Below are 15,308 nucleotides of genomic sequence, written 5' to 3'. Positions count from 1 at the left end.
CGGCGTGCCCTGACTACTCAATGAGGACTCCCATGCGCTTTATCCGCATGCTGTTGTTGCCGGCCCTGGCCTTGACCGCTGTTTCGGCTCACGCTGACCCGGCTTCCGTCGCCAGCCTGAAGAACCTGTTGGACAAATCCCAGACCCTCACCGCGCGCTTCTCCCAGCTGACCCTGGATGCCGGCGGCACCCAGTTGCAGGAAACAGCCGGTGAAATGGCCGTGCAGCGCCCAGGGCTGTTCTACTGGCATACCGAAGGCAAGGCGGAGCAGACCATCGTTTCCGACGGCCAGAAAGTCACGCTGTGGGACCCGGACCTGGAACAAGCCACCATCAAGAAGCTCGATCCACGCCTGAACCAGACCCCGGCACTGCTGCTGTCGGGTGATGTGTCGAAAATCAACGACAGCTTCGACATCACCTCCAAGCAGACCAGCAACGTCATCGAATTCACCCTCAAGCCAAAATCCAAGGACACGCTGTTTGACACGCTGTCCTTGTCGTTCGGCAACGGCGTGATCAACAACATGCGCCTGGTCGACAGCGTCGGCCAGCGCACCGATATCCTGTTCTCCGGAGTCAAGGCCAACCAGCCGGTGCCCGCGTCCAAGTTCAAGTTCGACATCCCCAAGGGTGCCGACGTGATCCAGGAATAATCTAGAGGTTTCAAACGCTGCCCATGGATCTGTTTCGAAGTGACCCGATTGCCCAGCCACTGGCCGCGCGCTTGCGTTCGACCAACCTGGATGAGTACGTCGGTCAGGAACACCTGCTCGCTCGCGGCAAACCCTTGCGCGAAGCCTTGGAGCAGGGTGCGCTGCATTCGATGATTTTCTGGGGGCCGCCGGGCGTGGGCAAGACCACCCTGGCGCGGTTGTTGGCGAAAGTCTCGGACGCGCACTTTGAAACGGTCTCGGCGGTGCTCGCCGGGGTGAAGGAGATCCGCCAGGCGGTGGAAGTGGCCAAGCAGCAGGCCGGGCAATACGGCAAGCGCACTATCCTGTTCGTCGACGAAGTGCATCGCTTCAACAAGTCGCAGCAGGATGCGTTCCTGCCTTATGTCGAGGACGGTACGCTGATCTTTATCGGCGCCACCACCGAAAACCCTTCCTTTGAATTGAACAACGCCTTGTTGTCACGGGCGCGGGTCTATGTGCTCAAGAGCCTGGATGAAGCGGCGATGCAAAAGCTGCTGCACCGTGCCTTGAGCGAAGACAAGGGCCTGGGCAAGCGTCAGCTGAGCCTCAGCGATGAAGGCTTCAAGATTTTGCTGACCGCCGCCGATGGTGACGGGCGTCGCTTTCTCAACCTGCTGGAGAATGCTTCCGACCTGGCCGAAGACGGCGGCGAGATTGGCGTTGATCTGTTGCAAAGCCTGCTGGGTGACACGCGCCGACGTTTCGACAAGGGCGGCGAAGCCTTCTACGACCAGATTTCCGCGCTGCACAAATCCGTACGCGGTTCCAACCCTGACGGCGCGCTGTATTGGTTTGCGCGCATGATCGATGGCGGTTGCGACCCGCTGTACCTGGCGCGCCGCGTAGTGCGCATGGCCAGCGAAGACATCGGCAACGCCGACCCGCGGGCCCTGAGCCTGTGCCTGGCCGCCTGGGAGGTGCAGGAGCGCCTCGGCAGCCCGGAAGGCGAGCTGGCGGTGGCCCAGGCCATCACCTACCTGGCCTGCGCGCCGAAAAGCAACGCGGTGTATATGGGCTTCAAGTCGGCCCTGCGTGCGGCCGCCGAGCACGGCTCCCTCGAAGTGCCGCTGCACCTGCGCAACGCACCGACCAAGCTGATGAAGCAACTGGGGTATGGCGACGAATACCGTTATGCCCACGATGAGCCGGACGCCTATGCGGCCGGCGAAGACTACTTCCCCGATGAGCTGGAGCCGCAGCCGTTCTACCAGCCCGTGCCCCGTGGCCTGGAGCTGAAGATCGGTGAGAAGCTCAATCACCTGGCCACCCTCGACCGTCTGAGCCCCCGGCAGCGGAGAAAATCATGATTCCTTTGGTGGTCGCCGTCTCGGTGGGGGGGATTGCCGGGACGCTGTTGCGCTTCGCCACCGGCAATTGGATCAACGCCAATTGGCCGAAACACTTCTATACGGCGACGCTCGCCGTTAATATCGTGGGCTGCCTGTTGATCGGCGTGTTATACGGCCTGTTTTTGTTACGCCCGGAAGTGCCTGTCGAGGTACGTGCCGGCCTGATGGTTGGCTTTCTTGGCGGCCTGACGACTTTTTCATCCTTTTCACTGGATACCGTGCGCCTGCTGGAAAGCGGGCAAGTGCCGCTGGCGATTGGCTATGCGGCCATCAGCGTATTCGGCGGGCTGCTCGCCACCTGGGCTGGCCTGTCCTTGACCAAACTTTGATAACGAGAGACCGACATGCTCGATTCCAAACTGTTACGTAGCAACCTTCAGGACGTAGCGGACCGCCTGGCATCCCGTGGCTTTGCCTTGGATGTTGCGCGCATCGAAGCGCTGGAAGAACAGCGCAAGACCGTCCAGACCCGCACCGAAGCACTGCAGGCTGAACGTAATGCGCGCTCCAAGTCCATCGGCCAGGCCAAGCAGCGCGGCGAAGATATCGCGCCGTTGATGGCGGATGTCGAGCGCATGGGCACTGAGCTGTCCGACGGCAAAATCGAGCTGGAAGGCATTCAGACCCAGTTGGATTCGATCCTGCTGGGCATTCCGAACCTGCCCCACGAATCCGTACCGGTCGGCGAAGATGAAGACGGCAACGTCGAAGTGCGCCGCTGGGGCACGCCGAAAGCCTTCGATTTCGAGATCAAGGACCACGTCGCCCTGGGCGAATTGACCGGTGGCCTGGATTTTGAAACCGCGGCAAAAATGTCCGGCGCACGCTTTGCCTTGCTGCGCGGCCCGATTGCGCGCATGCACCGTGCACTGGCGCAGTTCATGATCAACCTGCACACCGGCGAACACGGTTACGAAGAGGCCTACACCCCGTACCTGGTTCAGGCGCCGGCGTTGATGGGCACCAGCCAACTGCCGAAATTCGAAGAAGACCTGTTCAAGATCAGCCGCGACGGCGAAGCCGACCTGTATCTGATCCCGACGGCCGAAGTGTCGCTGACCAATATCGTCGCCGGCGAAATCCTCGACGCCAAGCAACTGCCGTTGAAGCTGGTTGCCCACAGCCCGTGCTTCCGTAGCGAAGCCGGCGCATCGGGTCGCGATACCCGCGGCATGATCCGCCAGCATCAGTTCGACAAGGTTGAAATGGTCCAGGTAGTAGAACCGTCGACCTCCATGCAAGCCCTGGAAGGCCTGACTGCCAACGCCGAGCGCGTGTTGCAGCTGCTGGAGCTGCCGTACCGCGTACTGGCCCTGTGCACGGGCGACATGGGCTTCAGCGCCGTGAAAACCTACGACCTGGAAGTGTGGGTGCCGAGCCAGGACAAATACCGCGAGATTTCGTCGTGCTCCAACTGCGGTGACTTCCAGGCCCGTCGCATGCAGGCGCGTTTCCGCAACCCGGAAACCGGCAAGCCGGAACTGGTGCATACCCTCAACGGTTCGGGCCTGGCCGTAGGCCGTACCCTGGTGGCCGTGCTGGAAAACTACCAGCAGGCGGACGGTTCGATCCGTGTACCTGAGGTGCTCAAGCCTTACATGGCGGGCGTTGAGGTCATCCGCTAAATGGAATTTCTGCCGCTGTTTCATAACCTGCGCGGCAGTCGTGTGTTGGTCGTCGGTGGTGGGGAGATTGCCTTGCGCAAATCCCGGCTGCTGGCCGATGCCGGCGCGGTGTTGCGGGTGGTTGCTCCCCAGATCGAAAGCCAGCTGCGTGAGCTGGTGCTGGGCAGTGGCGGGGAACTGATGTTGCGCGGTTATCAGGAGGCCGACCTGGACGGTTGCACCCTGATTATCGCGGCTACCGACGATGAGCCACTGAATGCGCAAGTGTCCAGTGATGCCAAGCGTCGCTGCGTGCCGGTCAATGTGGTGGACGCGCCAGCGTTGTGCAGTGTGATATTCCCGGCGATTGTCGACCGTTCACCCTTGGTGATTGCCGTCTCCAGCGGCGGTGACGCGCCGGTATTGGCACGGCTGATCCGCGCCAAGCTGGAAACCTGGATTCCCTCCACCTACGGGCAATTGGCTGGGCTGGCCGCGCGTTTTCGGGCTCAGGTCAAAGGTTTGTACCCGGATGTGCAGCAACGCCGGGCGTTCTGGGAAGAAGTGTTCCAGGGCCCGATTGCCGACCGCCAGTTGGCCGGGCAGGGCGAGGAGGCCGAGCGCCTGTTGATCGAAAAGGTCAATGGCGCGCCGCCTTACGCGCCCGGTGAGGTGTACCTGGTGGGTGCGGGCCCAGGTGACCCGGATTTGCTGACCTTCCGCGCATTGCGCCTGATGCAGCAAGCCGACGTGGTGCTGTACGACCGTTTGGTTGCGCCGGCGATTTTGGAACTGTGCCGTCGTGATGCCGAGCGCGTGTACGTCGGCAAGCGTCGTGCCGATCACGCGGTGCCTCAGGACCAGATCAACCAGCAACTGGTCGACCTGGCCAAGCAAGGCAAGCGCGTGCTGCGCCTTAAAGGGGGTGACCCGTTCATCTTTGGTCGTGGTGGCGAAGAGATCGAGGAATTGGCGGCCCATGGCATCCCCTTCCAGGTGGTGCCGGGTATCACGGCAGCCAGTGGTTGTGCGGCTTATGCCGGGATTCCGCTGACTCACCGCGATTATGCCCAGTCGGTACGGTTTATTACCGGGCACTTGAAGAACGGTACCTCGGACTTGCCTTGGCAAGACCTGGTCGGCCCCTCACAGACCCTGGTGTTCTACATGGGCTTGATTGGCTTGCCGATCATTTGCGAGCAGTTGATCAAGCACGGGCGCTCCGCAGATACCCCAGCGGCGCTGATCCAGCAGGGCACCACGTCCAACCAGCGCGTGTTCACCGGCACCCTGGCCGACCTGCCGCGCATGGTGGCGGAGCATGAAGTGCATGCGCCGACACTGGTGATCGTGGGTGAGGTGGTGGTACTGCGTGAAAAGCTCAAGTGGTTCGAGGGCGCCCAGTCCCAAGTCTGACCTCAAAAGCATCGGGGGCAAGCCCCCTCCCACATTGGAATGCATTCCAAGTGTGGGAGGGGGCTTGCCCCCGATGAGGCCATCTCATTACAACCGATGATCCGGATCAGCCAAAGACACCTTTACCCGGCAGCCGCACCCGATCATGCTCCGTATCAAACCTCTGCAACGGCCCCTTCGGCACAATCCCCGTCGGGTTGATCGTGCGATGGCTGGCATAGTAATGCCCCTTGATATGCTCGAAATCCACCGTCTCGGCCACCCCCGGCCACTGATACATCTCCCGCAGCCAGTTCGACAAATTCCCATAGTCGGCAATTCGCCGCAGGTTGCATTTGAAGTGGCTGTAGTACACCGCATCAAAACGAATCAGCGTAGTGAACAGCCGTACATCGGCTTCGGTCAGGTACTCGCCGGCCAGATAACGATGGCTGCCCAGGTGCTGTTCCAAATGATCCAGCTCGGCAAACACATCATCAAACGCACTTTCATACGCCTGTTGTGAGGTGGCGAAACCTGCGCGGTACACACCGTTGTTCACGGCGGGGTAGATGCGTTCGTTGAGGCTGTCGATGGTCGAATGCAGGGCTTGGGGGTAGAAATCCAGGGTATTGCCGGTCAGCGCATTGAACGCACTGTTGAACATGCGGATGATCTCCGCCGATTCATTGCTGACGATGCGCTTGAGCTTTTTGTCCCACAGCACCGGCACGGTCACGCGCCCGGTATAGTCGGCGGTATCGGCGGTGTAGCGTTGGTGCATGAAGTTGAAACCGTCGAGGTTGTCGCCGCTGGAGCCGTGGGCCTTGTCGAAGGTCCAGCCGTTTTCCAGCATCAGCCAACTGACCACCGAGACGTCGATCAGGCTTTCCAGGCCCTTGAGCTTGCGCAGAATCAAGGTGCGGTGCGCCCACGGGCAGGCGAGGGATACATAGAGGTGATAGCGACCGGCCTCGGCCTTGAAGCCGCCTTCACCACTCGGGCCTGGCGCGCCATCGGCGGTCACCCAGTTGCGGCGTTGTGCCTGCTCCCGTTGGAAAGCGCCATCGGCGCTACTTTCGTACCACTGGTCTTTCCACTGTCCGTCGATCAATAAACCCATGACTGGCTCCTTGGCTGATAAGCGTTGGAGCCCAGTCTAAAGGGATGAGTTCGAACTAAAAGCGCAAAGAACCGGCGTGAATGATCGATTAAATCGATTTATCCCGTGCGTCCCAGTACTGCTGGGCCAACTCGAACGCCTGTTGCCGTGGGTGGCCAAGGCCGCGCAGGGCCAACGCCATGGTGGCGATCAACGCCAGTTGCGGGTAGCTGTCTTCAACATCGCCGCGCCACAGCGCTTTGAGGTGCTCGGGCTCAAGCGTTGCTGGCTTGACGTGGCGCTGGTCTGAGAGGGCGGGCCACTCTTCGTCCCAGCTCTGGCCGCCGGTGGTGCCGTACAGGTGACTGAGGGTGTCGGGGTTGATCTCGATCTCGCCGCCGTCGCCCTTGACCACAATCACGTTGTCACCCAGCAAGCCACTGGCATCGCGATGCACGCCCTGGTAACCGGGGTGGAAAATGCTTTGCAGGCCACAACGCGCATTCAGCGGGTTGAGCAGGCGCGCCAGAGAGTGGATAGGCGAGCGCAGGCCCAGGGTGTTGCGCAGGTCGATCATGCGTTGCAGCTGTGGGGCCCAATCACCCAGCGGGATAAATGCCAGGTTGCCGTGGGCGAAGGTGCTCTGGACCTGTTGCCAGTCGCGGCACAGCGGGATCTGCAAGCCGTCCAGCAATTGCTCGGTGTACAAGCGCCCCGCAGTGTGGGCGCCGCCGCCGTGCATCAGGATGCGCACGCCGTTCTGCGCCAGGCATTTGGCTGCCAGCAGGAACCACGGCAGGTGGCGCTTTTTACCGGCGTAGGTCGGCCAGTCGATATCGACGTTCAGCGCTGGCGCGTGCAGGCGCTCACGTACGGCTTCGGTGAAACCGGCGAGTTCTTCCGGGCTTTCTTCCTTGTGGCGCAGCAGCATCAGGAAGGCGCCGAGCTGGGTGTCCTCGACCTTTTCGTCGAGCAGCATGCCCATGGCTTCCCGCGCTTCCTCGCGGGTGAGGTTGCGCGCGCCACGCTTGCCTTTGCCGAGGATGCGCACGAACTGCGCAAAGGGATGCTCTTGGGGCGTTACGAGAGTCAGGGGGGCAAAGTCGGTCATAAGCAATTCGTCGGCCTGGGCAGGCCCGCCAGCTTGGCGGCGAGTTTGGCGGGAGTGCCGTTGAACAGTTTGTTGAGGTGCAGGCTGTTGCCCTTTTCCGGGCCCAGCTTCAAGGCGGTGTACTTGATCAGCGGGCGCGTGGCGGGGGATAGCTGGAATTCGGTGTAGAACTGGCGCAGCAGGGTGAGGATTTCCCAGTGTGCCGGCGTCAGCTCCAAGGCTTCGGCAGCGGCCAGGGCATTCGCCACTTCATCGGACCAGTCGTTGAGGTCGACGAGGTAGCCGTCCTTATCCAGTTCCAGGGTGCGTGCGCCGACGGTCAGGGTGTTCATAGCCAGGTGTTGACCTTGTCGTAGTCGATCGACAGTTGCACGAAGCCTGGGTAATCGACGCTGTCAGCCCAGTCGGGCAGCGGCAGGTTGCGCGCCTGCATGTCTTCGGCCAGCACAAACACCTTTACGCCTTTGGTATGCAGGGCGGGCGTGTGCAGGCCGTAGGCTCCGTCACCACATAGGAGGATAGCGTCCTCGGTGCCACAGATGCGCAGGCAGCTGTCGAGGCGGCTGTCGGTAAACGGGGAATGAGACACCACATGTAGAGTCGACATCAGAGGGTAATCACCTGGTCGTAACGGTCAATCAGCTGGGAAATGGCTTGGCTGTCGAGCGCCTGCGCGTGGGCAGGCGGCGGCAACCCGCGTGCGGTCAGGCTATGGCTGCACGCGAACACGTCATCAATGCCGAACAGGCCCAGGGCCTGCAGGTTGGCACTCAGGTCTTTCTGTTGCACGGCCTTGGCCGCTTGGTTCGGCGCCAGTTGGAACACACCGTCATCCAGGAACAGCAGGCCAATGGGCAGATCGAACGCGCCGCCGGCCAGCACGATATCCAGTGCTTCCCGCGCACTCGGCCCGGACCACGGGGCCTGGCGGCTGATCACCAATAAGGATCTGGACATGTCACGGCCCTCCAAAACAGATCAGGCGGTCGGCGTCCTGGATAGCGTCATGCAATTGCCCCAGGCCCGACAACGCCCAGGGTGCTTCCAGGTTGACCGCGCTGCGTTGGTAACGCGCAGCTTCCTCGGCATTAAGCACACCCCGGCGCAGGGCTGCGGCGATGCACACCACGCCGTCGAGTTGGTGCTGGCTGACAAACTCGCGCCATTGGCGCGCAATGTCTTGCTCATCCTGGGGCGCGACGATGTTATTGGACGCGCTGTACACGCCGTCCTGGTAGAAAAACAGCCGCACGATCTCATGCCCGCCGGCCAGCGCCGCCTGGGCGAACAACAGGGCGCGGCGCGAGGAGGGCGCGTGGGCGGCGCTATACAGTGCAATCGCGAACTTCATGGAAGACTCTGCCAACAAACGTCGGCCAATGATAAAGCCGCCGCCGCGAAAAAGCCCGCCGTGATCAAAACGGTCACTGTGGTTGATCGTTCTGACGATTGCCGGCAGCTGCCCGGCTGCCTAGTCTGTGAGTATTCGCAACCCAACTGGAGTCCCCATGTCAGGTCCCTTGGCGTCCCTTAAAGTGTTGGATTTTTCCACCTTGCTGCCCGGCCCGTTTGCCTCCCTGATGCTGGCGGACATGGGCGCCGAGGTGCTGCGTATCGAATCGCCCACACGGATGGACCTGTTGCGTGTATTGCCGCCCCATGATCGTGGTACCTCGGCCAGCCACGCCTACCTCAATCGCAACAAGCGCAGCCTGGCCCTGGACCTCAAGCAGGCCGAGGCGCTGGAGATTGTGCGTGAGTTGGTCAAGGGCCATGACATCCTGCTCGAGCAGTTCCGCCCCGGTGTCATGGAGCGCCTGGGCCTGGGCTATGAGGCGCTGAAGGCGATCAACCCGCGGCTGATCTATGTGTCGATCACCGGTTACGGCCAGACCGGCCCCTATAAGGACCGCGCCGGGCACGATATCAACTACCTGGCGTTGGCCGGCGTGGCCAGCCATACCGGGCGCCAGGACACCGGCCCGTTGCCCCTGGGCGTACAGCTGGCGGATGTGGCGGGCGGTTCACTGCATGCCGTGGTGGGCTTGCTGGCGGCGGTGATTGCCAGGCAGCAAAGCGGGGTGGGGCAATACCTGGATGTGAGCATGACCGACTGCTCGTTCAGCCTTAACGCCATGGCGGGGGCCGGTTACCTGGCTTGCGGGGTCGAGCCTGGGTGGGAGAACCATGTGCTCAATGGCGGGAGTTTCTATGACTACTACCGCACACGCGATGGGCGCTGGATGTCGGTGGGCAGTTTGGAACCGGGGTTTATGCAGCAGCTGTGCGCGGCCTTGGGGCGCCCGGAACTGGCGGCACACAGCGTGACGCCCGAACGCCAGGCCGTGCTCAAACAGGCGTTGCAGGTGGAGTTCGAGAAGCGCAGTTTTGACCAGTTGTGTGAGTTGTTTGCTGGGGTGGATGCCTGTGTTGAGCCAGTGTTGAGTTTGAGCGAAGCGGCGGAGCATCCCCAGTTGAAGGCGCGGGAGCTAGTCAGCCAGGTGCCCCGGGGTGACGGCTCGACACAAGCGCAATTGGCCTGCCCGCTGAAATTCTCCGAGGGGTTGCCGGCGCCTAGGCATATTGGGGTGGCGGTGGGGGCGCACAGTGATGAGGTGCTGGCGGAGTTGGGGTTCGGTATTGAGCGGATAGAGCAATTGCGGCAGGCCAAGGTTGTAGGTTGACTGAGCGGGCGCTTTCGCAGGCAAGCCAGCTCCCACATCTGGATCTGTGAACGCAATCAAAATGTGGGAGCTGGCTTGCCTGCGAAGAGGCCCTCATTCCACCCGAGTTTCTCCAGTGAACACCAGAGTCTGCCGACACCGCCGACACAAATACCGCCGCCCCTGGTTCACCAGCCCATGGCGCTGCGGTGAAAACGGAAAATCACTGTCCGCACACGGGCAGCGGTAAATATAGCGAGTCACTTGCCGACGCTTGACCTCGTAGGTGTGGCAACGGTCGGGCGGCAGCTCGTAAACCCCGCGCATGATCAACTGCCATTCCTCGCCATGGGGCTGGATACGCTCGCCAAACAATTGGTGGGCAATCAGGTGCGCCACTTCATGGGCCACGGTTTGCTTGAGAAAGTGTTGGCTGTTTTCACGGTACAACTGAGGGTTGAAGCGCAGCAGGTTCTCGTGCAAATGCGCGACACCGGCCTTCTGGCCCCGCAGCTTGAGGCTGACCTGGGGGCGTTTGAAGCTTCGTTTGAAAAAGGATTCGGCTTGCAGGAAACAATCTTCGACGCGGGTATTGAGTTGCTCGGGCATGCTGTACATATCTCCAGAGACACCCAGTATGCCGCAAAGCTGGGTGTTTCCGAATCTGTCAGGCGCCGAATGGTCATGCATAACGCACAAAGCCACCTTGCGGTGGCCGTGCCTGCGGGGTTTTTCGTTCAACTGGTGTAGATCGGCCCGACGCCCAGGCCCCAGACGATCACGGTAAAGGCCATGATCGCCACCAGCACCACCAGGCCGACGGCCAATACCGAGCTGGAAAACAGGAAGCCTTCATCCGGGTCGATACTCATGAAGGTCGGCAGCCCCACATACAGCAGGTACACCGTGTAGCAGATCGCCGCTGTGCCCACGACCATGCCCAGCCACATATGCGGGTAGAGCGCCGCCAGCCCGCCGATAAACAAGGGTGTGGCGGTATAAGTGGCAAACGCCACGCAGCGGGCCATGCTTGGGCTGGCGTCGTAGGTGCGGGCCATCCAGTGAATGAATGCACCCATCACCGCCACGCCGCACAGCATGGCCGCGTAGGACATAAGGGTCATCCACAGCGCGCTTTCCTGGGTCAGCATCACCGGGGCGCGGTTGCCGATGACCCAGCCGACCTGAGTGGTGCCAATAAAGGCGGAAATGGCGGGGATCGCCGCGAGAATCAGGGTATGAGTGAGGTACATGTGGCTGATGCTTTCTTCTTTATCGCCACGGATTTCCCGCCATTCCTGGTCGGGATGGGTAAACAGCCCCACGACGTGATGGATCATGCCAGTCACTCCTGTCGTTATTACCATCGCCCCCCATCGGAGCGCCCACGGGCCAAATGGCCTGAAAGGTCTGGATAGATGTGCGACCTCAAGTCGCAGTATAGAAAGGGATGACCGGAATAACTGTAGGGCCTTTAGAGCAAATTGCGCTGTAAACACTCACGCTAATCGCGGTGCGGTCTGTCAGGATTCATGGGATCCAGTGTGGGAGCTGGCTTGCCTGCGATGGCGGCCTGTCCGGACCAGAGATGTTGACTGGCACACCGCTATCGCAGGCAAGCCAGCTCCCACATTGGAACTCGGCGAGTCTTACCGGTAAAATGCTGCGCTTTTCGTCACACACCTTTGCGGATCCAAGCGCCATGGGCACTCTTACAGTCAACCAGAACAAACTGCAAAAACGCCTGCGTCGCCTGGCCGGTGAAGCGGTCGCCGATTTCAATATGATCGAGGACGGCGACAAGGTCATGGTCTGCCTCTCCGGCGGCAAAGACAGCTACACCATGCTCGACGTGTTGCTGCACCTGCAAAAGGTCGCGCCGATCAAGTTCGAGATCGTGGCGGTCAACATGGACCAGAAACAACCCGGTTTCCCTGAGCATGTGCTGCCGGCCTATTTGAAAGAACTGGGCGTCGAGTACCACATCGTCGAGAAAGACACCTACTCGGTGGTCAAGGAATTGATCCCGGAAGGCAAGACCACCTGCTCGCTGTGCTCGCGCCTGCGCCGTGGCACGCTCTATACCTTTGCCGATGAGATCGGCGCGACCAAGATGGCCTTGGGTCATCACCGCGATGACATCGTCGAAACCTTCTTCCTCAATATGTTCTTCAACGGCTCGCTCAAGGCCATGCCGCCCAAGCTGCGTGCCGATGATGGGCGCAACGTGGTGATCCGCCCGCTGGCGTATTGCAACGAGAAGGACATCCAGGCTTATTCCGACTTCAAGCAATTCCCGATCATCCCGTGCAACCTGTGCGGCTCCCAGGAAAACCTGCAGCGCCAGGTGGTCAAGGAGATGCTGGTGGACTGGGAGCGCAAGACCCCGGGGCGTACCGAAAGTATCTTCCGCAGCCTGCAAAACGTGATCCCGTCGCAATTGGCCGACCGCAACCTGTTTGACTTCACCAGCTTGAAAATCGATGAGACCGCCGCATCGCGTTTCGTCAATGTAGTGAACCTCTGAGTCTTCCCGAGGCTCTAGTACACGGCGCTTGCGGGCGCCGTTTTCAATTCGACTGACAGGAGAGGGCATGCGCGATTACAAGTGGCTGCACGAATATTGTCTGAACCGCTTCGGTTCGGCGGCCAAGTTGGAAGCCCATCTGCCGGTGCCCAAGACCCCGGCGCAATTGCGCAAGATCACCGATGACCGTTACCTGTCGACCTTGGCGCTGCGGGTGTTCCGCGCCGGTTTGAAGCACAGCGTGGTTGATGCCAAATGGCCGGCGTTCGAGCAGGTGTTCTTCGGTTTCGACCCGGAAAAAGTTGTGCTGATGGGCGCCGAGCACCTGGAACGGTTGATGCAGGACGCCCGCATCATCCGCCACCTGGGCAAGCTCAAGAGTGTGCCGCGCAATGCGCAGATGATCCTGGATATCGAGCAGGAAAAAGGCAGCTTCGGTGCGTTTATCGCCGATTGGCCGGTGACTGACATCATTGGGCTCTGGAAGTACCTGAGCAAGCATGGCCATCAACTGGGCGGGCTGTCGGCGCCGCGCTTTCTGCGCATGGTCGGCAAGGACACCTTTGTGCCGAGCGATGACGTGGTGGCGGCGCTGAATGCGCAGAAGATTGTCGACAAGGCCCCGACCAGCCTGCGCGACCTGGCGACGGTGCAGGGCGCCTTCAACCAGTGGCACGCCGAGAGTGGGCGGCCGATGTGTCAGTTGTCGATGATGTTGGCTTACACGGTGAATCATTGATCACCTGATCGTTCCCACGCTCCGCGTGGGAATGCATCCTGTGACGCTCCGCGTCACCCTTGCACTAGGCCCGGGACGCAGAGCGTCCTGGGCAGCATTCCCACGCGGAGCGTGGGAATGATCAGTCAATCGGCCAGTCGCCGGTTCAGCTGATGCCGCCAACGCACATACAGCAACGCCGTGCAAAACACCGCCAGGCTCGCCAGCATTTCCAGCACACCGAACCACTGGCGGTTCGGGTCATACGCCGCCAGCGCGCCCTTGATGAAATACAGGTTCACCACAAAGCACATCCACGAATGCCCGCGTGCGCTGCCCATCAGCATGCCTGGCGCAAGTATCAGCAGCGGCACCAACTCGATCAGCAGGATGACCCACGGGCGCGCCCCATGCAGGTCGGCGACCAACAGGTAGTACGCGCACAACAAGCCCACCAGGCCTAAAAACGCCAGCAGGCTCAGCGCGCGTGCCACCTTGACCCGCGGCGCCAGCCATTCCCGTGTTGGCAGGACCTTAGGCTTCCTGGCCACGGCCGTTCTCCAACAGCGTGGCGGTCTTGGCCAGGCGCAGGCCCAAGGCCCGGCACAGGGTGATTTCATGTTGATCGAGCATGCGCTTACCGTCTGGCCCGGAATGGTGGCTGGCGCCATACGGCGTGCCGCCGCCCTGGGTGTCGAGCAGTGCCTGCTCGCTGTAGGGCAGGCCGGTGATCAACATGCCATGGTGCAGCAGCGGTAGCAGCATCGACATCAGCGTGGTCTCCTGTCCGCCATGCAGGCTGGCGGTGGAGGTGAACACGCCGGCCGGCTTGCCGACCAAAGCGCCGGTAAGCCACAGGTTGCTGGTGCCATCGAGGAAGTACTTGAGCGGCGCGGCCATGTTGCCGAACCGGGTCGGGCTGCCCAGGGCCAGGCCCGAGCAGTGCTTCAGGTCGTCCAGGCTGGCATACAGCGCGCCTTCGTCGGGAATGCTCGGCGCCACCGCTTCGCACTCGGTGGAGATCGCCGGCACGGTGCGCAACCGCGCTTCCATGCCGCCTTGCTCGATACCGCGGGCAATCTGCCGGGCCATCTCGCTCACCGAGCCGTTGCGGCTGTAATACAACACCAGCACATAGGGCGTAGTCACGGCAGGATCTCCAGCACGTTCTCGGGTGGGCGGCCAATGATGGCTTTGTCGGCGGTTGCCAGGATCGGGCGTTCCATCAGCTTGGGATGGGCTGCGATGGCGGCGATCAGTTGGGTGTCGCTGAGGCTGGCGTCTGCCAGGTTCAGGGTTTTGTATTCGTCTTCGCCGGTGCGCAGCAGTTGGCGTGCGCTGATCCCCAGTTTTTTCAGCAGGGCCTCGATTTGCGCGGCATCCAGCGGGGTGTCCAGGTAGCGCACGACGGTCGGGGTGAGGCCGCGGGCTTCCAGCAGTTCCAGCGCACCGCGGGATTTCGAGCAGCGCGGGTTGTGATAAAGCGTCAGATCGGTCATGTGCGGGTCGCATCTTGCGTAAGGTGGCGGGTATTCTACCTGCGCTGGCGCCTGTCCTTAAACCGTAAGAGGCGATAGGCCGCAGCCAACGTTCATTTTTGCGAAGGAATACCCCATGACAAGGCGACTGATCGGTGCATTGGCGATCATCACAACCCTGCTGCTCAGCGGCTGCGGTAACGATTACGGCGTTGACCAATATGGCCAGAAAGTGGCGGCCGAACGCCTGGACAAACAGTGGCTGGTGGTCAACTACTGGGCCGAATGGTGTGGGCCGTGCCGCACGGAAATCCCCGAGCTCAATGCCCTGGCAGAACAGTTGAAAGGCCAGAATGTCGGGGTGTTCGGCGTCAACTTCGACAATGTGCAGGGTGAAGAACTGAAGGCCGCCAGCGACAAGCTGGGGATCAAGTTCACGGTACTGGCCCAGAACCCGGACGGGATCTTCGAGATTCCGCGCAGCGAGGCATTGCCGGTGACCTACATCATCGACGACAAGGGCAAGGTGCGTGAGCAGTTGATGGGTGAGCAGACAGCGGAAGGGGTGTTGGCCAAGCTCAAGGCGCTGAAAGGATAAAACTGTGGGGGCTGGCTTGCCTGCGATGGCATCGCTGCGGTGTACCTGATACACCGCGTCGTCCG

20 protein-coding genes are annotated in these 15,308 nt (G+C 61.3%); 9 read left to right on the top strand and 11 right to left on the bottom strand.

All coding sequences use genetic code 11. The annotated features are described in order from the left end of the window. Positions 1-32 precede the first annotated feature (32 nt). Genes lolA through cysG form a run of 5 tightly spaced genes read left to right on the top strand, consistent with a single transcriptional unit; the run spans position 33 to position 5,067 of the window. The gene (gene lolA / locus AB9N64_RS06075; protein ID WP_003174700.1) at positions 33-656 is read left to right on the top strand and encodes an outer membrane lipoprotein chaperone LolA; all 624 of its coding nucleotides are present in this window, start codon (positions 33-35) and stop codon (positions 654-656) included. Between the two features lie 23 nt (positions 657-679). Then, positions 680-2,005 carry a replication-associated recombination protein A gene (locus AB9N64_RS06070; protein WP_014718899.1) on the top strand — a complete coding sequence of 442 codons (1,326 nt, stop codon included), beginning with the start codon at positions 680-682 and terminating at the stop codon, positions 2,003-2,005. Continuing rightward, positions 2,002-2,376, top strand: coding sequence for a fluoride efflux transporter CrcB (gene crcB, locus AB9N64_RS06065; protein WP_014718898.1), 375 nt, complete (start codon positions 2,002-2,004; stop codon positions 2,374-2,376). The genes AB9N64_RS06070 and crcB overlap by 4 nt, the downstream gene beginning before the upstream one ends. A gap of 15 nt (positions 2,377-2,391) precedes the next feature. Next, on the top strand, positions 2,392-3,672 hold the full coding sequence (gene serS, locus AB9N64_RS06060; protein ID WP_019816715.1) for a serine--tRNA ligase: 1,281 nt from the start codon (positions 2,392-2,394) through the stop codon (positions 3,670-3,672). After that, positions 3,673-5,067, top strand: a complete 1,395-nt coding sequence (gene cysG, locus AB9N64_RS06055) for a siroheme synthase CysG (protein WP_014718896.1) — start codon at positions 3,673-3,675, stop codon at positions 5,065-5,067. It begins immediately after the preceding gene. Between the two features lie 106 nt (positions 5,068-5,173). On the opposite strand, the gene AB9N64_RS06050 is transcribed toward cysG, so the two are convergent. From AB9N64_RS06050 to tusD, 6 genes are all read right to left on the bottom strand, one after another. Further along, positions 5,174-6,169 (bottom strand): glutathione S-transferase family protein, encoded by a 996-nt coding sequence (locus AB9N64_RS06050; protein ID WP_060767000.1) that lies wholly within the window; start codon positions 6,167-6,169, stop codon positions 5,174-5,176. Between the two features lie 88 nt (positions 6,170-6,257). Beyond that, positions 6,258-7,259 carry a glycosyl transferase family protein gene (locus AB9N64_RS06045; RefSeq protein ID WP_014718894.1) on the bottom strand — a complete coding sequence of 334 codons (1,002 nt, stop codon included), beginning with the start codon at positions 7,257-7,259 and terminating at the stop codon, positions 6,258-6,260. After that, positions 7,256-7,591 (bottom strand): TusE/DsrC/DsvC family sulfur relay protein, encoded by a 336-nt coding sequence (locus AB9N64_RS06040; protein ID WP_014718893.1) that lies wholly within the window; start codon positions 7,589-7,591, stop codon positions 7,256-7,258. Before AB9N64_RS06040 ends, AB9N64_RS06045 begins: the two co-directional genes overlap by 4 nt. Further along, positions 7,588-7,866, bottom strand: a complete 279-nt coding sequence (gene tusB, locus AB9N64_RS06035; RefSeq protein ID WP_020302956.1) for a sulfurtransferase complex subunit TusB — start codon at positions 7,864-7,866, stop codon at positions 7,588-7,590. Before tusB ends, AB9N64_RS06040 begins: the two co-directional genes overlap by 4 nt. After that, positions 7,866-8,216, bottom strand: a complete 351-nt coding sequence (gene tusC, locus AB9N64_RS06030) for a sulfurtransferase complex subunit TusC (protein WP_014718891.1) — start codon at positions 8,214-8,216, stop codon at positions 7,866-7,868. The genes tusB and tusC overlap by 1 nt, the downstream gene beginning before the upstream one ends. Position 8,217: 1 nt before the next feature. Continuing rightward, entirely contained in the window at positions 8,218-8,610 is a 393-nt protein-coding gene (gene tusD, locus AB9N64_RS06025) for a sulfurtransferase complex subunit TusD (protein ID WP_003192069.1), read from the bottom strand. 157 nt (positions 8,611-8,767) lie between these two features. Here tusD and AB9N64_RS06020 point away from each other — a divergent pair, with 157 nt between their 5' ends. Further along, the gene (locus tag AB9N64_RS06020) at positions 8,768-9,943 is read left to right on the top strand and encodes a CaiB/BaiF CoA-transferase family protein (RefSeq protein WP_032902852.1); all 1,176 of its coding nucleotides are present in this window, start codon (positions 8,768-8,770) and stop codon (positions 9,941-9,943) included. A gap of 93 nt (positions 9,944-10,036) precedes the next feature. Here the strand turns inward: AB9N64_RS06020 and AB9N64_RS06015 are convergent, their stop codons facing one another. Together AB9N64_RS06015 and AB9N64_RS06010 are read right to left on the bottom strand one after the other, a co-directional pair. After that, positions 10,037-10,531 (bottom strand): SprT family zinc-dependent metalloprotease, encoded by a 495-nt coding sequence (locus tag AB9N64_RS06015; RefSeq protein WP_003192067.1) that lies wholly within the window; start codon positions 10,529-10,531, stop codon positions 10,037-10,039. A 128-nt stretch (positions 10,532-10,659) separates the two neighbouring features. After that, positions 10,660-11,262, bottom strand: a complete 603-nt coding sequence (locus AB9N64_RS06010) for a Yip1 family protein (protein WP_014718889.1) — start codon at positions 11,260-11,262, stop codon at positions 10,660-10,662. Positions 11,263-11,624: 362 nt separating this feature from the next. On the opposite strand from AB9N64_RS06010, the gene ttcA reads away from it, so the two are divergent. Continuing rightward, positions 11,625-12,449, top strand: a complete 825-nt coding sequence (gene ttcA / locus AB9N64_RS06005) for a tRNA 2-thiocytidine(32) synthetase TtcA (protein ID WP_014718888.1) — start codon at positions 11,625-11,627, stop codon at positions 12,447-12,449. Between the two features lie 67 nt (positions 12,450-12,516). After that, entirely contained in the window at positions 12,517-13,188 is a 672-nt protein-coding gene (locus tag AB9N64_RS06000; RefSeq protein WP_371360052.1) for a DNA-3-methyladenine glycosylase I, read from the top strand. A gap of 125 nt (positions 13,189-13,313) precedes the next feature. Here AB9N64_RS06000 and AB9N64_RS05995 read toward each other — a convergent pair whose 3' ends face one another. From AB9N64_RS05995 to arsC, 3 genes are read right to left on the bottom strand one after another with little or no spacing between them, the layout of a single operon-like run. After that, positions 13,314-13,718, bottom strand: a complete 405-nt coding sequence (locus AB9N64_RS05995) for a DUF2069 domain-containing protein (protein ID WP_032902853.1) — start codon at positions 13,716-13,718, stop codon at positions 13,314-13,316. Then, positions 13,702-14,316, bottom strand: a complete 615-nt coding sequence (gene wrbA, locus AB9N64_RS05990; protein ID WP_014718885.1) for an NAD(P)H:quinone oxidoreductase — start codon at positions 14,314-14,316, stop codon at positions 13,702-13,704. The genes AB9N64_RS05995 and wrbA overlap by 17 nt, the downstream gene beginning before the upstream one ends. Then, on the bottom strand, positions 14,313-14,666 hold the full coding sequence (arsC, locus tag AB9N64_RS05985) for an arsenate reductase (glutaredoxin) (protein ID WP_014718884.1): 354 nt from the start codon (positions 14,664-14,666) through the stop codon (positions 14,313-14,315). The genes wrbA and arsC overlap by 4 nt, the downstream gene beginning before the upstream one ends. Positions 14,667-14,781: 115 nt before the next feature. Here arsC and AB9N64_RS05980 point away from each other — a divergent pair, with 115 nt between their 5' ends. Next, positions 14,782-15,243 carry a TlpA disulfide reductase family protein gene (locus AB9N64_RS05980; RefSeq protein ID WP_003192057.1) on the top strand — a complete coding sequence of 154 codons (462 nt, stop codon included), beginning with the start codon at positions 14,782-14,784 and terminating at the stop codon, positions 15,241-15,243. Positions 15,244-15,308 lie beyond the last annotated feature (65 nt).

Source organism: Pseudomonas sp. KT_2_4 (assembly GCF_041410225.1).
Taxonomy (GTDB): Bacteria; Pseudomonadota; Gammaproteobacteria; order Pseudomonadales; family Pseudomonadaceae; genus Aquipseudomonas; species Aquipseudomonas paracarnis.
The sequence above is the reverse complement of the archived record's forward strand: the minus strand, read 5'-3'. Positions and strand labels throughout refer to the sequence as shown.

Bases quoted from the DNA above. Each gene is read 5' to 3' on its own strand.
- lolA (WP_003174700.1), top strand. From the start codon at position 33: ATGCGCTTTATCCGCATGCTGTTGTTGCCGGCCCTGGCCTTGACCGCT.
- AB9N64_RS06070 (WP_014718899.1), top strand. From the start codon at position 680: ATGGATCTGTTTCGAAGTGACCCGATTGCCCAGCCACTGGCCGCGCGC.
- crcB (WP_014718898.1), top strand. From the start codon at position 2,002: ATGATTCCTTTGGTGGTCGCCGTCTCGGTGGGGGGGATTGCCGGGACG.
- serS (WP_019816715.1), top strand. From the start codon at position 2,392: ATGCTCGATTCCAAACTGTTACGTAGCAACCTTCAGGACGTAGCGGAC.
- cysG (WP_014718896.1), top strand. From the start codon at position 3,673: ATGGAATTTCTGCCGCTGTTTCATAACCTGCGCGGCAGTCGTGTGTTG.
- AB9N64_RS06050 (WP_060767000.1), bottom strand. From the start codon at position 6,169: ATGGGTTTATTGATCGACGGACAGTGGAAAGACCAGTGGTACGAAAGT.
- AB9N64_RS06045 (WP_014718894.1), bottom strand. From the start codon at position 7,259: ATGACCGACTTTGCCCCCCTGACTCTCGTAACGCCCCAAGAGCATCCC.
- AB9N64_RS06040 (WP_014718893.1), bottom strand. From the start codon at position 7,591: ATGAACACCCTGACCGTCGGCGCACGCACCCTGGAACTGGATAAGGAC.
- tusB (WP_020302956.1), bottom strand. From the start codon at position 7,866: ATGTCGACTCTACATGTGGTGTCTCATTCCCCGTTTACCGACAGCCGC.
- tusC (WP_014718891.1), bottom strand. From the start codon at position 8,216: ATGTCCAGATCCTTATTGGTGATCAGCCGCCAGGCCCCGTGGTCCGGG.
- tusD (WP_003192069.1), bottom strand. From the start codon at position 8,610: ATGAAGTTCGCGATTGCACTGTATAGCGCCGCCCACGCGCCCTCCTCG.
- AB9N64_RS06020 (WP_032902852.1), top strand. From the start codon at position 8,768: ATGTCAGGTCCCTTGGCGTCCCTTAAAGTGTTGGATTTTTCCACCTTG.
- AB9N64_RS06015 (WP_003192067.1), bottom strand. From the start codon at position 10,531: ATGCCCGAGCAACTCAATACCCGCGTCGAAGATTGTTTCCTGCAAGCC.
- AB9N64_RS06010 (WP_014718889.1), bottom strand. From the start codon at position 11,262: ATGATCCATCACGTCGTGGGGCTGTTTACCCATCCCGACCAGGAATGG.
- ttcA (WP_014718888.1), top strand. From the start codon at position 11,625: ATGGGCACTCTTACAGTCAACCAGAACAAACTGCAAAAACGCCTGCGT.
- AB9N64_RS06000 (WP_371360052.1), top strand. From the start codon at position 12,517: ATGCGCGATTACAAGTGGCTGCACGAATATTGTCTGAACCGCTTCGGT.
- arsC (WP_014718884.1), bottom strand. From the start codon at position 14,666: ATGACCGATCTGACGCTTTATCACAACCCGCGCTGCTCGAAATCCCGC.
- AB9N64_RS05980 (WP_003192057.1), top strand. From the start codon at position 14,782: ATGACAAGGCGACTGATCGGTGCATTGGCGATCATCACAACCCTGCTG.